Origin of the sequence: Thiocapsa sp. C2-2m (genome assembly GCF_041903745.1) — a bacterium.
GTDB classification, from domain to species: domain Bacteria; phylum Pseudomonadota; class Gammaproteobacteria; order Chromatiales; family Chromatiaceae; genus Thiocapsa; species Thiocapsa roseilacustris.
The window spans coordinates 1-11868 of the sequence record NZ_JBBWVD010000005.1 but is presented as its reverse complement, the minus strand read 5'-3'; the positions used below and the strand labels follow the sequence as shown (position 1 = coordinate 11868).

Here is an 11868-nt window from a genome sequence, read left to right as displayed (position 1 = left end):
AGCTCTGATCATCGTCACGCGGCGCAACCACTGCGCATGTTACGACCGGCCAAGGCCCGATTCCGAAAGCCGTTTTGCAATCTCGCTGATCGGGATGAAAAGACGGTTGGATTGGCTCGTAAGCCGATGAAACCCAAGGCGAGCATAGAACGCGGCAGCGTGATCGGCCTTTGCGTCCACGACAAGCGCATAGATCGCCGGTTCTGCCCGGACGGCGCGGGCAACGGCATCGACGACAAGGAGTGCACCCAGACCCTGTCGTTGATAACGGCGCTCGACGGCCAAGCGCCCGATCAGCCCGGCAGGAATTGATGGGTAACGCGGCAAACGCTTGGTCAGGCTCTCGGGCAAGTCGGCCAGCGGGATGCCCGCCGCTGCAAAGGTGTAGTAACCGGCAACCTGGTTTTCGGCGTCCAGCAACACAAAGCAGTTGCTCACGCGACGCCGGACGTCCTGCTTTACGCGTTCTCTGAAATACCGATCAAGTGCGCCGACGCCGCTGCAAAAAGCCTCGCGATCCTGCGCTCCGAGTAGCTCGATATGAAATCCGTCTCCGGGCACGAGCGTTACGCGTTCAGGCTAAGGTAGCGTGCGACGGCGCCCTCCATCGACGGCGTGAGCGGTTCCGGGTTCAGCAGCGCCTCCGCGAACCGGTGCTGATCCTCGACGGACAGTCGGATGATGCAGGCATCCTCGATCGCGCGATGGGCCGCGTCCCGAGCTGCGGCGACGACAAAATCACTAACACTGCGTCCCTGGAGCTCGGCGGCGCGCCTGACGACGGCCAGTACCTCGGGCGATACCCGAGCCTCGAAGCGGGCGGTGCGGATCGTTTCTCTCGGCATCATGGTGTCCTTGGTTCCTGCCATCATTGTACGTAACTTATCCGTACACTGCAAACCGCGGATGTCGACCGGTTGCTGACGACCATCGGCACCGAGCCGCGCATCTACACCTTGAGACCGGGCGTCGAGCTGTCGGTGGCGATGGGGTCTTTCTGACCGCTCGGGCACCCTCCAGGCATTCAAGAAATGCGAGCTTGTGCCTATATAAGGTATACATCACACGTCTGTCGCCCCTCGACACGGGAGTCTCGTCCATGGAGTTTTTTGCCACTGCGCGCCTCGTCGCGTCCGCTGATCAGCTGCGCGATCGGATCACCGGGCCGCGCCTAGTCGAGCACTGCGCGGCAATCGACCGTGTCTTGATCTGGCGCGAGGAGATCGATGCCGGCGAGATCTACTGCCTCTGGGGCCAGTTCCATGTGCGGCGCGAGCCGATCCGCGACGGCGTGCGCTTCACCCTCCCCGGCTGCCCGAACGCGCTGGCTTGGACGGTGACGGCGGAACCCGAGGGCGTGCTCGTGCATTGCACGATCAACCGCACCGAGCACGATCCGGACTTCATCGAGTCGCTCGAGACGTTCGTGGAAGACTGGCGGGTCGGTCTGGAGTGTCCGGGCTTATCCGGGCGAGGCGCGCCTTGATGTCCGAGGGCGGATCGACCGCAATCTCAAGGGAGTTGCGGTCGATCCCGCGATTCGCCAGCCACTCACTGCTCGCCTTCGGGCGGCATGACGCTGTACTTCAGCGAGGGCGGACCCGGCGGCAGCTCCACGAAGCTGTCGCCCTGTGCGGCGATCGTGAATTGGCGCTCGGCGTCGGCGCCGGAGGCCTGCGGGTCGGGATCCAGGTAGGCGGTGCCGATCCAGCCCGGCTCCAGGAAGTCCGGGATCTTGGGGCCGACGAAGCCGCTCTCGAGGAGCGCCTGGCTTACGCCGTACGAGCGCACCCGGATGGTCTCACCCGGCTCTACCCGTGTGGTCCCACGCAGCATGGAGATGACCTCCATGCGATAGATGACGTCGAAGCGCTCCGCCGGATCCGCAGCGGTCTGCACCTCCAACACCTTTACTTCGAGGACCGCTTGGGCATCGGCCTTGAGCCCCTCCACCGCATCCGGCGGCAGAACGGCGCTGACCTTCCCGGCCAGGATGGCGAGCAGTCCGACGACGGCGATGGCGGTGGATCGCATCAAACGGGTTGCGTGCATGAGGATTCCTCCGAGACAGGACAACCGGTCCACCAAGACACAAAAAAACCGTACAGCCGGGGGCCGCATGGTCTCTTTGGCGAAAGGCTGATGCGATCAGTTGAGGATCGCAACACGCCCCTGGAACACGGCCTCGTAGTAGGCACTGGTCGCGAGCAGCTCGGTCACGTTCGGTTCAGACAGGGAGCTGGCGGCGTCTTCCAACTCGCTGCTGGACAATCCACCTTGGTGCAGAGTCGCGAGCAGGTGCTCGGTCTCGAGCTCTGCCGCGATCCGGCGCTGTTGCGCAAACCAATCTTGGCCGGCCTCTGTTGTGACGGACCGGTCGTGCGCGGTGATGCGATCAAGATCGCATTCCGGCATCTTGGTATCGGACAACACGGCGGGAGAGGCGATCAGGGTCGCGATCAGGATCAAGAGTGTGGATTTCATGAGTCTTTGCTCAGCCATAAAATAAGTTAATACTAATATACCGATGCAAAGAGCCTGAGTCAAGTCGTCGGAAAAAGAGCCGTAACGCCGCTGCGCGGCCACCGGTCACTGGTTGGAGTCCGCCCCTATGCGTCTTTGGCGCGCCGCCTGGAACGCGCGACCAACGGATGTCGAGCGCACCGAGCCCGGGGAGCTTCAGCATTTCGCCGGCCCGGTAGACGTTCATCACGATACGCTGGTCGATCTGATACCGAAAGGAATGGCATTCTCGTGGATCGCGCGCGCCGAAAGGCCATCGGCGATCACGAAGACCACATCCAGCCCTGCCCCGAGCGCCATCGCTCGCTCCGCCAATAAGGCTTGCGAGCTGTCGTTGAGCCGTCGTCCGAGGTCCGGGCGCTTCAGATAGACAAGGCGATCCGGGGCCGCACTGTGAAGACGTAGGCTTTCCAGCCCACGCGCGTCGAGCTGCGCGGAGATCGCATCGCCATCCAACGGCAGGTGAACGGCATCGCGAGCCTGCGCATGCGCCAGCTGGAAGGCGAGGTGCGCCACTGTGGGCAGGCTGCTCCCGGCGCGGCCAAGCGCGATCCGCGCATCGGTGAACCGACGCAGCGACGACCAGGGATTCGCAACGACGGGGTGGGCGCGATCGGTCATGGAGCCGCCTGTTGCAACCGAGCCAAGGCCCGGCGGAAGGGCTCCGGCAGCCTGTCGGAGACGATCAACCGATTCGCGGCGTCGAAGATCCCCATCTCGCCGAGCCAGGACTCGAACTCGGGCGCTGGACGCAACCCAAGCAGCTCGCGGACATAGAGGGCATCGTGAAACGACGTGGTCTGGTAGTTGAGCATGATGTCGTCCGAGCCGGGGATGCCCATGATGTAGTTGCAGCCAGCCACACCGAGCAAGGTCAGCAGGACGTCCATGTCGTCTTGGTCGGCCTCGGCATGGTTGGTGTAGCAGACGTCGCAGCCCATCGGCACGCCCAGCAGCATCCCCGTTTCCGTAAAGGCGGACAAGGCTGCCGTGTCGGCCTGCTCGGACAGGAGTCAATTGCGAAAATCGCCGACGGTCAAATGCTCGACCCGGGCGAAGGCGGCGGTATCATGATCGTCGATGATGAGCCGCGTGACCTCGTCGTCATCGTAAGGGACCACGGCCTCGGGTAAGTCGTACCGCCGATGCTGTGACGACACCTCGACATCGGATGTTGCCGATGTGCAAAAATGCCTTCCGTTTTTTCTTGGGGATGTAGATCCGTCTAAGCGGTGTTGGCCGGTAGTCCTCCGGCATCCTTTACCCGCTCGCTCGCTCGCTCGCGGGTCGACCCTTGCGGGCCGCTGTCCACCGTCCTTGTGGGGGCGATCGGGCTTACTACGTTTCGCATGTGTACCATTCCCGAAGGGGCTAGGCTCCGCCTCTCCGCCGGCAGTGCACCATCTGCGCGGGGCCAACATTGGAAGCCCCGACCTGACTGCTTACCTTTTTGGTCCATGAAGAGATTGTTGAGCCTAGGCATCGCGCCTGGCTTTCCAGGCTCGCGGCGGTGGCTTCTCGTCTTTTCGCGCATCTGCGACCCGCGCAGCTCATTGTTTATAAAATGCGCGCGCCTTAACTTAGCGCCATTCGTGGCCGTACCCGTATTCGAACACCTGTCCAAATTTCGGGGTTCGCATGTACGGTTGCATTTGGCTTAAATACCTGTTTTTAAATAACCTATACGCTCTCCTGAAATCCGGGAGAGCCCCGATCTCAAGCAGTTGGGTAATAAAAGATGGCACTTGCCTGAACCCCGTCAGCGCTTGGAAGCCGTCCGATAGTTTAGTCGTAAAGCGGCGACTAACCTCTTTTGCGATCAACTTGACGACCAGCTTCTCAAGATCATCGCTCAAGCGATGATAATGAATCAGATCATTCCTTCCCTGCTGCGCCCGTTCCAGCACTTCACTGGGCACAATGCGAACAGACATTTCCATTATCTTTTCTTCTTCATCACTGACCGTCAGCTGTATATTCACACTCAGACAGTTCATCTGCCGGATCAGCTTCTCCCGCTCTTCCGGAGAACTGTTTGCTGTCAGTTGCTCGCCGTGCCGCTCCATATCCAAGATCGTCTTCACTAGACTGGAATCGATCTTCGGAAAAAAAATATTCAAAAAGCGATAAAAAGGGAGCAGCTTTTCTGTGGAAACAGTGTTTGCGCTAAGATAAATCGGCGAGAAGAGAATCGGATCGGCATGCAACAAAGACGCTTTGTGGGTCATATCATCGGCCCTCAAGTATTACATAAGTGAAGTGGGCTCCAAGTCCGGACAATTTCTGCCTGAAGTTAAGCCAGCCTGCTCGTCTCGATTGCTGAAGTAGACCCTACTCAGTCTAGGGCAATCGCATCATGTTTTCGTAATATTGGTGTGCTCTGATGTGATACGAATGGCCTGGCCCATGCGATGCAAAATAAACGAACGGGCTGCCGATTTACAGTAAAGAAATGGGCCTTGATCATCGTTTGGTCCAGCTACTGGCGATCCTTGCGTCGTCAGGGCTTCCAGCCCTGATTCCGTCAGGCCAGGATGGCCTGACGACGCATTCGGTGGCCGCTGTGGGCGAAGGGATGATCGAGGCCGCGAAGCCGTATCCGCCGCCAGCGGTCGGAATCATCGACGACAGCTCGGCGAGCGAGAAGATCATGGCGGTATACATGGTCACCATCAGAATGGCTGCAATCAGCAAGCCACCCCAGCCGCCCTGCCCGAGTCCGAAGTTCCAACCGGCGAAATCACCCGAGATGACATAGGCCACGCCGAGCCCCGCGAGCAGAACCCACCCCGCCGCGCCCTGTTTCAACTGCCGATGCTCGAAATAGGACGAATCGACCTTCTCGTAGTCGGCCCCATGGACATGAATAGCGGCTTCTTCAGACACGAGCGATACCCCGCAGAGCGACGACAGCGTAGAGGACATGATCGGTACGGTCTCGGGGTTGAACAGAGACGGGCCGAGGCGCGTTGTCCCGACATGCGCGTTCCCCAAAGTATCGACAGCTGCAACCTGACAATGCAGCGGACGATTGATCTAGGGCAATCCGCTCCAAATCGGTGCCGATATCCTGGGTCGGCACAAGCGCTTCCGGCCCGTCCGCGGTCATCTCCGCTCGGTTTGCCGAGTCCGCAGGATTCGCCGAGCAGGATCGAGGCCAAGAAGATGAGTTATGCCTTTGGCGTAGAGATCGACCACCCTTTCGACGCGTCCGTAGAGCGCGTCGTGGCCGCCTTGGCGGCGGAGCGTCTCGGAATCGTCAGCGACGTCGATGTCGCCGCGATCCTGAGACACAAGCTGAACGAAGAGATCGGCGGCTATCGCACCCTGGGAGCCTGTGCGCCAGGGCTGGCCAGCCGCGTGATCGGCTCTCGGCCCACTGCGGGGGCGCTGCTGCCCTGCAACGTCGTGGTTCGGGAGGTTTCGCCGTCACGCACGGCCGTGGATTTCATGGATCCGATTCCCGTGCTCGCCTTGGTTGAGGATGAAGTGGCCGATCAGGTCGCCGCCGAGGCGCATGCCATTCTGGAACGGGTGGCAACGGCACTGAAGGCGTAACGCGGACGTCCGGGCAGGTGCGCGCGGCCGGCATGGCGCTCTGCGGCGAAGGGGCAACCGATCAACATGCATCCTTTGAACAGGAAACGCCATGCTCGGTGACGTGATCCGGACCGAGCGTCTAGTCCTGCGGCCGATCGGTGTCGAGGACCTGAGCGTGGTTCAGACCGCGGCCGGGCGGCGCGAGGTGGCCGACACCATGATCTCCATTGCGCATCCCTTCTCGGCGCAAGACGCCGAGCGCTATGTTGGATCCCGTGTCGAGGCGATGCAGCTGGGGTACGGCGTGGCCTTCACATTCCGGACGCATGTCCCCGCGGTATTCGTCGGCTTCGCCGAGCTCCGGGACATCGAGCCCGAGCACGCCCTGGCCGAGTTAAGCTTCTGGCTGGCGGTCGAAACCAGGGGGCGCGGGTACATGGCGGAGGCACTCGCTGCGGTCCTGCGCTACGCGTTTCGGGATCTGGACCTCAACCGGGTCTATGCCTACCACATGGTCCGCAATCCGACGTCGGGGCGGGTCCTGTCGCGCTTGGGTTTCCAAGTGGAAGGGCTGTTGCGGCAACGGGTTCGCAAGTGGGGCCTGTACGAGGATGTCGTCTTGCAGGCGCTGTTGCGTTCGGAGTGGTCCGACACGGTCGGTCCGCCTGGTTGACCGCCGGGGTCTCGGGTGCGCTATGCTCCCCCGGTATATGAACCCTGCGACCTATACACCTGACCAGCTTCTGGGCCCGCTCAATGCGGTCGAGCGCGAGCATGCGCCCGAGCATCTGTATGTCGCGGGCGATCTCGGGATCCTGCAGAAGGGTTGCGCGCGTGGCCATCGTCGGCGCGCGGCAAGCCTCGCCGGCCGGTTTGGCGCGGGCGCGCAAGCTCGCTGCTCGGCTGGCGCACGAGGGTACCGTGGTGGTCAGTGGGCTGGCGATGGGGATCAACACCGCTGCGCACACTGCGGCGATGGCGGCGGGCGGGCGGACCATCGCGGTCACCGGTACCCCGCTTGAGCGTGCCTACCCACGTCAGAACGATCTGCTCCAAGCGCGCATCGCGACGGATCACTTGCTGGTGTCCCAGTTCCCGCCGGGGACCAAAACCCAGCGGTTCCACTTTCCGCAACGCAACCGTACGATGGCGCTGGAAATCGTCGCTGTTCTAGCGCGATCAAGGACGCGGGGGGCATTGACCCAAGCTGGGCAAGAAACTGATCGGCTGGTGCCGGGTCGTGCGAGGACGGATCGAGACCAATTTGGAGGGAGAATGGGCGGAACATGCGGCCGAGCATGGAACGGGCAAATGCCTCGCGACGGGCGGCGGAGAGGGAGTCTGCCCAAGCCAGGTAGCGGATGGCGGTGCCTTCGCGCAGGCGCCTGAGGAGCTGGAAATCGTGGCGCAGCTCCTCTTCGAGCTGCTGGACGCACCACTGATAGTAGCGGTTCCCGAAGGCAAGACGGGCCGAGGCGAGTGAGTCGGACATGAACAGCGTCCCTCCCTACCAACCTTCCGGCGGGCGGGTGGACGACCCAATCCGCCAGGCTCAGGCCGCGCGGACGGCCCTTCTGCGCCTTATAACACGCCCCGGGGATACCGCGACGTTACTGATTGCCGCCAGGCTCGAGGTCGACGGTTCCGGCAAGACAGCGCCTGTGCCGTAGAGTACCTCGACATCCTCGATCGTGGGTTTGGGCCAAGGTCCCCATGAACCACTGCCACCCAACTACATCGCGTTGAGCCACAGCAATTGGGACGAACTTGCCGCCGCCGGGAAACGCGATCGAACGTCCGCTTCCTGCAGCGCCGCCTTGCTCCCGGCGAAGGTCGTCAGTGTCGGCTTCCGGCGTCCACCTGCCGTGAGCAGCGCACTGGGCGATGTCCGCAGTTGGCCGGTTGCTGCCTTAACCAGGGTGGCTTCGTGGCGATCGAGCATGCAGCTCGGCGCGCCGAGGAGAACCTCGACGCCGGCGCTTGCCTCTCCACCCTTCTGGGGCCGGAGGTGATTCTGGTTCCGATGCCCCGGTGCTGGCTGATCAAAGAAGGCTCGTTGTGGCTTGCACGGGCGATCCGCGGGCCTTTTCCGCCCGATCGTCATGATGCCCGTTCGGTGGGGTCTCAGCGTCACGGTACAGCGCTTGCGGGCGCGATCGCCTCGGCGAGCCGCGTGCGCCGGACGCCGGGCGGAGCCTGCTCGCCTCGGGGGTGCGTGCCGGCGACCTCCACGAGCAGGCAGGACGACTCGGTCAAGGCGGCGAACGGCGGCGGTTCCGGATCGGGCCGGGTATCCAGCGCTACGTGAAGAATGCGGTATGGAGCGCATGAGTTGGCTGACGTCAATCCGATAGGTTTTCTTCTCGGTCGTGAAGCTGTATTGGTCCCGCCCATCGACAAGACCGGGGACCGAGAACATGACATTACTGCCCTCGACAGAGACGTCCGCACGTTGGCCCGCGCCGGTTCTGAGCTCATAGCAAACAACGTCATCCGGCGGAGCGATCCCGCGAACGGTGCCCGAGTCATGCCCTCGCTTGAACTGGATGGGCTCGCACGATTGGGCTTGGGCGGTGCCGGCGGCAACGAGCAGATGGATCGCCGCAAGGCAGGCGAGCCCGGACAGCTGTGGTGTCTTCATGATCCCTTCTGGCGAAACGTCGCGGTTGGAGTCACGGAACAGACAACATACCGTATGCATGCGAAGATTTTCCAGCGACGTCGACCTGGATCGACGTCGGGTCGAGATCATGAGCGCGTTGGGCCGGATCGCCCTCGCCCCCCGGAGCGCATTGACCTGAATGCACTCGCCTCTGCGCCGGGTCTCGACGGGACAGTTCGTCGCCAGTCGCGCGGGGTCAGCGGCAGACGCGCCGCCGGCGGCGATGCCTATGACGGGGCGGTGCTTTAGGGGTCACCCCTCGAAGTGATCCGGCCACTGCCGGGCACCGTGATAGACACGCAGGATTTGCAGCTGATCGCCGCTGACCTGGTAGGGAGCGATGTAGGCGGTTCCGGGGATGGCCAGCTCGCGCGTGCCGGGAACGCGGCCGGGCCTGCCGATGTGCGGGGTGTCCTCGAGGTCCGTGATGCGGCGGCGAAGACGTTTCAGCAGAGCACGCGCCGCGTCCGGGTTGTCGCTGGCAATGTCGAGAAAGATCTCCCGAAGATCGTCGCGCGCCTGTGGCGAGAAGACGATCGTCATGCGTCACGCGTGCGCGCTGTCTGCTCGATCAGCGCGTCTATTTCCTCCATTACCGCCTCGAACGGGATGCCTTCCCCGCGATCGAGCGAGGCTTGCGCCTGTTTGATTCCTTCAAGCTGCCAGGACTGGGCCTGGATGTACTGCTTGAGCGCCTCCTCGATCACCCAGTTTCGGGACCGATCCATGGCCTCCGCGAGGAAGGCGATTTGCGCGGCAACTTCCGGGTCGGTGCGCACGGTGATGGTGCTTCCGGCCATGTGGGAGCCTCATGTGTTTGCATTGCAATATTTCGCAATCATGACATGAAAGACCAAGGAGAAACAAGCAAATGCGATGAATCAGGCGTCTTGCCCCACCTCGCCCCAGCCTTTCCGGGTGCCCCGATCCATTGCTTCGCGCTGGTGCGCACCATCAGCCAGGGCGAGATCGCGTCGATCTTGGACCCCGTCGCGGGTCGGATCACCTCTCGTCGAGGCCATCTCCATCGCGACCCCTAAAGCCCGGCCGGCTCGGCTTGGTCCGATTACCCTTGCATGCGCTATCATGACTGGACATTTATACAGCTTCGGTCATCCGTCATGTCTCGATCCGTCGTCGCCGCCTGCGCCCTGATTGCGCCGCAGCTTCATCCGCTGTGTTCGGCAAGCCGATGATCATGCACGCCTGCACGCTCGCTCCGCTCCCCTGCCCGCTCCCGCTCTTCGGCGCGCGTATCCCGGCCGGCTTCCCCTCGCCGGCCGACGACGATCTCGAAGGCACCATTGATCTGAACGAGCAGTTGATCCGGCATCCGGCCGCGACCTTCTTCTTGCGGGTGCAGGGGGATTCCATGACGGGTGCCGGGATCCGTGACGGCGATCTACTGGTGGTGGACCGCTCGCGCGAGGCCAAGTCCGGATCGATCGTGGTGGCCGCTGTCGATGGCGAGCTGACCCTGAAGCGCCTGAAGATCGAGGGTGCGCGGGTCTGGCTGGTGCCCGAGCATCCGGACTATGCGCCGCTGGAGATTCAGGGCGAGATGGGGTTGGTGGTCTGGGGCGTGGTTGCCCATGTCGTGCATTCGTTCTGAGCCGTGCGGGTGCGACAGTCACTGTCGCGGGGCAGTGCTAGTCTGGTGCCTTTGCCGAGGAATCACCCATGACACGCTTCGCGACCCGTTTCGAGGCCGCTCTCTGTCTGGCCGCGCAGGCCCACCATGGGCAGGTGCGCAAGGGCACGGCCAATGTCCTGGGGCTGGCGCTGCCCTACATCACCCATCCGGTCGCGGTCGCAACGCTGGTGCAGCGCTACGGCGGGGACGCCGACCAGATCATCGCCGCGCTGTTGCATGATGTGCTCGAGGATGGGGGAGAACACTGGGCGGAGCGCATCGCGACCGAGTGTGGCGCCGAGGTGCTGGCGCTGGTGCGCTTCTGCACCGATGACGTGCCGAATGCGGCGGGTCATAAGGCCCCCTGGCGGGAGCGCAAGGAGGCTTATCTGGCGCATCTGGCCCAGGCCACGGGGCCGGGGCTGCTGGTCTCGGCCTGCGACAAGCTCGCCAATCTGCAGGCCATCCACCTGGATCGGCTGGAGTGCGGCCCGAGCGTCTGGGCGCGCTTCAGTGCCGAGCGCACGGCGGTGTTCTGGTACTACGGGGCCTTGATCGCGGCCTTCGGGGAGCGGGTGCCGAGCGCGCTCGTCCAGGCGCTGCACCGCGAGTGGGCGGCAGTGCAGACGCTTGCCGCGGGTGATCCCGCATGAGCCGCCCGCCATGTTCGCCCTGGTCGACTGCAACAACTTCTACGCCTCCTGCGAGCGACTCTTCCGGCCGAGCCTGGAGGGGCGCCCGGTGGTGGTGCTCTCCAACAACGACGGCTGCGTGGTGGCCCGCAGCAACGAGGCCAAAGCGCTCGGCATCCCGATGGGGGCGCCCTACTTCAAGTACGCCGCGGTTCTGCGCCGGGCCGATGCTGCGGTCTTCTCCTCGAACTATGCCCTCTACGGGGATCTGTCGCGGCGGGTGATGCAGGTGCTGGCGGGGTTCGCCCCGCGCATCGAGGTCTATTCGATCGACGAGTGCTTTCTGGACTTGGCCGGGGTCCGGGATCCCACCGCCCTGGGTCTGGAGATCGCCCGGACCGTGCGGCGCTGGACCGGCATTCCGGTGGCGGTCGGGATCGCCCCGACCAAGACGCTCGCCAAGCTCGCCAATCGGCTTGCGAAGAAGGGCCAGGGCCCGGCCGGTCCGGTGCTCGATTGGTCGTTGTTGCCGGACCCCGACGCCGTGCTGGCCGCGGTGCCGGTGGAGGACATCTGGGGCATCGCCGGGCGCTTGGGGGCACATCTGCGCGCGATCGGCATCGCCGATGCGCGGGCATTGTGCGAGGCGCACCCGCAGCGGTTGCGCGCGTCCTTCGGGGTGGTGGTCGAGCGCATCGCCCGGGAGCTGCGTGGGCAAGCCTGTCTGGCGCTGGAGGAGGTGGCGCCGCCGCGCCGCCAGGTTATGGTCTCGCGCAGCTTCGGTGCCGCGGTGACCGCGCCGGCCGAGCTGCGGGCGGCGGTGACGGCGTTTGCGAGCCGTGCCGGGGAGAAGCTGCGGTCGCAGGGGCTCGCCGCCC

General features: G+C 63.6%; 19 protein-coding genes and 1 pseudogene. 8 read left to right on the top strand and 12 right to left on the bottom strand.

Annotation, left to right across the window (positions count from 1 at the left end):
- Positions 1–39: 39 nt before the first annotated feature.
- On the bottom strand, positions 40–540 hold the full coding sequence (locus tag AADX97_RS04885; protein ID WP_374232439.1) for a GNAT family N-acetyltransferase: 501 nt from the start codon (positions 538–540) through the stop codon (positions 40–42).
- Between the two features lie 26 nt (positions 541–566).
- A complete protein-coding gene (locus tag AADX97_RS04880; protein WP_374232438.1) occupies positions 567–848 on the bottom strand; it encodes a DUF1778 domain-containing protein in 282 nt (93 codons plus the stop codon).
- Between the two features lie 251 nt (positions 849–1099).
- Between AADX97_RS04880 and AADX97_RS04875 the strand changes: the two genes are divergently transcribed.
- The gene (locus AADX97_RS04875) at positions 1100–1486 is read left to right on the top strand and encodes a hypothetical protein (RefSeq protein WP_374232288.1); all 387 of its coding nucleotides are present in this window, start codon (positions 1100–1102) and stop codon (positions 1484–1486) included.
- A gap of 65 nt (positions 1487–1551) precedes the next feature.
- Here AADX97_RS04875 and AADX97_RS04870 read toward each other — a convergent pair whose 3' ends face one another.
- The 7 genes from AADX97_RS04870 to AADX97_RS04840 all read right to left on the bottom strand — a co-directional run bounded on the left by AADX97_RS04870 (position 1552) and on the right by AADX97_RS04840 (position 5448).
- Entirely contained in the window at positions 1552–2052 is a 501-nt protein-coding gene (locus tag AADX97_RS04870) for a hypothetical protein (RefSeq protein ID WP_374232287.1), read from the bottom strand.
- Positions 2053–2148: 96 nt separating this feature from the next.
- Positions 2149–2484: a hypothetical protein gene (locus AADX97_RS04865; RefSeq protein ID WP_374232286.1), complete on the bottom strand. Its 336-nt coding sequence runs from the start codon at positions 2482–2484 to the stop codon at positions 2149–2151.
- A 225-nt stretch (positions 2485–2709) separates the two neighbouring features.
- Positions 2710–3144 (bottom strand): ethanolamine ammonia-lyase light chain EutC, encoded by a 435-nt coding sequence (locus tag AADX97_RS04860; protein ID WP_374232285.1) that lies wholly within the window; start codon positions 3142–3144, stop codon positions 2710–2712.
- Positions 3141–3506 (bottom strand): ethanolamine ammonia-lyase subunit EutB, encoded by a 366-nt coding sequence (eutB, locus tag AADX97_RS04855; protein WP_374232284.1) that lies wholly within the window; start codon positions 3504–3506, stop codon positions 3141–3143. Before eutB (AADX97_RS04855) ends, AADX97_RS04860 begins: the two co-directional genes overlap by 4 nt.
- A 30-nt stretch (positions 3507–3536) precedes the next feature.
- Positions 3537–3683, bottom strand: a complete 147-nt coding sequence (gene eutB, locus AADX97_RS04850) for an ethanolamine ammonia-lyase subunit EutB (RefSeq protein ID WP_374232283.1) — start codon at positions 3681–3683, stop codon at positions 3537–3539.
- Between the two features lie 420 nt (positions 3684–4103).
- Positions 4104–4751, bottom strand: a complete 648-nt coding sequence (locus AADX97_RS04845) for a hypothetical protein (protein WP_374232282.1) — start codon at positions 4749–4751, stop codon at positions 4104–4106.
- Positions 4752–4986: 235 nt separating this feature from the next.
- Positions 4987–5448: a hypothetical protein gene (locus AADX97_RS04840; protein ID WP_374232281.1), complete on the bottom strand. Its 462-nt coding sequence runs from the start codon at positions 5446–5448 to the stop codon at positions 4987–4989.
- Positions 5449–5688: 240 nt separating this feature from the next.
- Between AADX97_RS04840 and AADX97_RS04835 the strand changes: the two genes are divergently transcribed.
- The 4 genes and pseudogenes from AADX97_RS04835 (at position 5689) to AADX97_RS04820 (ending at position 7546) form a co-directional block, all read left to right on the top strand.
- Complete coding sequence (locus tag AADX97_RS04835) at positions 5689–6081, top strand: DUF302 domain-containing protein (RefSeq protein ID WP_374232280.1); 393 nt, start codon at positions 5689–5691, stop codon at positions 6079–6081.
- Positions 6082–6172: 91 nt separating this feature from the next.
- Positions 6173–6736 (top strand): GNAT family N-acetyltransferase, encoded by a 564-nt coding sequence (locus AADX97_RS04830; protein ID WP_374232279.1) that lies wholly within the window; start codon positions 6173–6175, stop codon positions 6734–6736.
- An 83-nt stretch (positions 6737–6819) separates the two neighbouring features.
- A pseudogene (locus tag AADX97_RS04825) lies at positions 6820–7212 on the top strand (DNA-processing protein DprA); the annotation flags it as partial.
- 91 nt (positions 7213–7303) lie between these two features.
- Complete coding sequence (locus AADX97_RS04820; protein WP_374232446.1) at positions 7304–7546, top strand: hypothetical protein; 243 nt, start codon at positions 7304–7306, stop codon at positions 7544–7546.
- 249 nt (positions 7547–7795) lie between these two features.
- On the opposite strand, the gene AADX97_RS04815 is transcribed toward AADX97_RS04820, so the two are convergent.
- The 3 genes from AADX97_RS04815 to AADX97_RS04805 form a co-directional block, all read right to left on the bottom strand.
- On the bottom strand, positions 7796–8005 hold the full coding sequence (locus AADX97_RS04815; protein WP_374232278.1) for a hypothetical protein: 210 nt from the start codon (positions 8003–8005) through the stop codon (positions 7796–7798).
- 972 nt (positions 8006–8977) lie between these two features.
- Positions 8978–9268, bottom strand: a complete 291-nt coding sequence (locus AADX97_RS04810; RefSeq protein WP_374232277.1) for a type II toxin-antitoxin system RelE/ParE family toxin — start codon at positions 9266–9268, stop codon at positions 8978–8980.
- Entirely contained in the window at positions 9265–9525 is a 261-nt protein-coding gene (locus tag AADX97_RS04805) for a CopG family ribbon-helix-helix protein (protein ID WP_374232276.1), read from the bottom strand. Before AADX97_RS04805 ends, AADX97_RS04810 begins: the two co-directional genes overlap by 4 nt.
- Positions 9526–9923: 398 nt before the next feature.
- On the opposite strand from AADX97_RS04805, the gene AADX97_RS04800 reads away from it, so the two are divergent.
- From AADX97_RS04800 to AADX97_RS04790, 3 genes are all read left to right on the top strand, one after another.
- The gene (locus AADX97_RS04800; protein ID WP_374232275.1) at positions 9924–10337 is read left to right on the top strand and encodes a LexA family protein; all 414 of its coding nucleotides are present in this window, start codon (positions 9924–9926) and stop codon (positions 10335–10337) included.
- 68 nt (positions 10338–10405) lie between these two features.
- A complete protein-coding gene (locus AADX97_RS04795; RefSeq protein ID WP_374232274.1) occupies positions 10406–11011 on the top strand; it encodes an HD domain-containing protein in 606 nt (201 codons plus the stop codon).
- Between the two features lie 10 nt (positions 11012–11021).
- A partial coding sequence (locus AADX97_RS04790) for a Y-family DNA polymerase (protein ID WP_374239268.1) occupies positions 11022–11868 on the top strand: 847 nt, incomplete at its 3' end.

Bases quoted from the DNA above. Each gene is read 5' to 3' on its own strand.
- AADX97_RS04865 (WP_374232286.1), bottom strand. From the start codon at position 2,484: ATGAAATCCACACTCTTGATCCTGATCGCGACCCTGATCGCCTCTCCC.
- AADX97_RS04860 (WP_374232285.1), bottom strand. From the start codon at position 3,144: ATGACCGATCGCGCCCACCCCGTCGTTGCGAATCCCTGGTCGTCGCTG.
- AADX97_RS04875 (WP_374232288.1), top strand. From the start codon at position 1,100: ATGGAGTTTTTTGCCACTGCGCGCCTCGTCGCGTCCGCTGATCAGCTG.
- AADX97_RS04815 (WP_374232278.1), bottom strand. From the start codon at position 8,005: ATGCTCGATCGCCACGAAGCCACCCTGGTTAAGGCAGCAACCGGCCAA.
- AADX97_RS04845 (WP_374232282.1), bottom strand. From the start codon at position 4,751: ATGACCCACAAAGCGTCTTTGTTGCATGCCGATCCGATTCTCTTCTCG.
- AADX97_RS04810 (WP_374232277.1), bottom strand. From the start codon at position 9,268: ATGACGATCGTCTTCTCGCCACAGGCGCGCGACGATCTTCGGGAGATC.
- AADX97_RS04840 (WP_374232281.1), bottom strand. From the start codon at position 5,448: ATGTCCTCTACGCTGTCGTCGCTCTGCGGGGTATCGCTCGTGTCTGAA.
- AADX97_RS04880 (WP_374232438.1), bottom strand. From the start codon at position 848: ATGATGCCGAGAGAAACGATCCGCACCGCCCGCTTCGAGGCTCGGGTA.
- AADX97_RS04835 (WP_374232280.1), top strand. From the start codon at position 5,689: ATGAGTTATGCCTTTGGCGTAGAGATCGACCACCCTTTCGACGCGTCC.
- AADX97_RS04805 (WP_374232276.1), bottom strand. From the start codon at position 9,525: ATGGCCGGAAGCACCATCACCGTGCGCACCGACCCGGAAGTTGCCGCG.
- AADX97_RS04800 (WP_374232275.1), top strand. From the start codon at position 9,924: ATGCACGCCTGCACGCTCGCTCCGCTCCCCTGCCCGCTCCCGCTCTTC.
- AADX97_RS04795 (WP_374232274.1), top strand. From the start codon at position 10,406: ATGACACGCTTCGCGACCCGTTTCGAGGCCGCTCTCTGTCTGGCCGCG.
- AADX97_RS04830 (WP_374232279.1), top strand. From the start codon at position 6,173: ATGCTCGGTGACGTGATCCGGACCGAGCGTCTAGTCCTGCGGCCGATC.
- AADX97_RS04870 (WP_374232287.1), bottom strand. From the start codon at position 2,052: ATGCACGCAACCCGTTTGATGCGATCCACCGCCATCGCCGTCGTCGGA.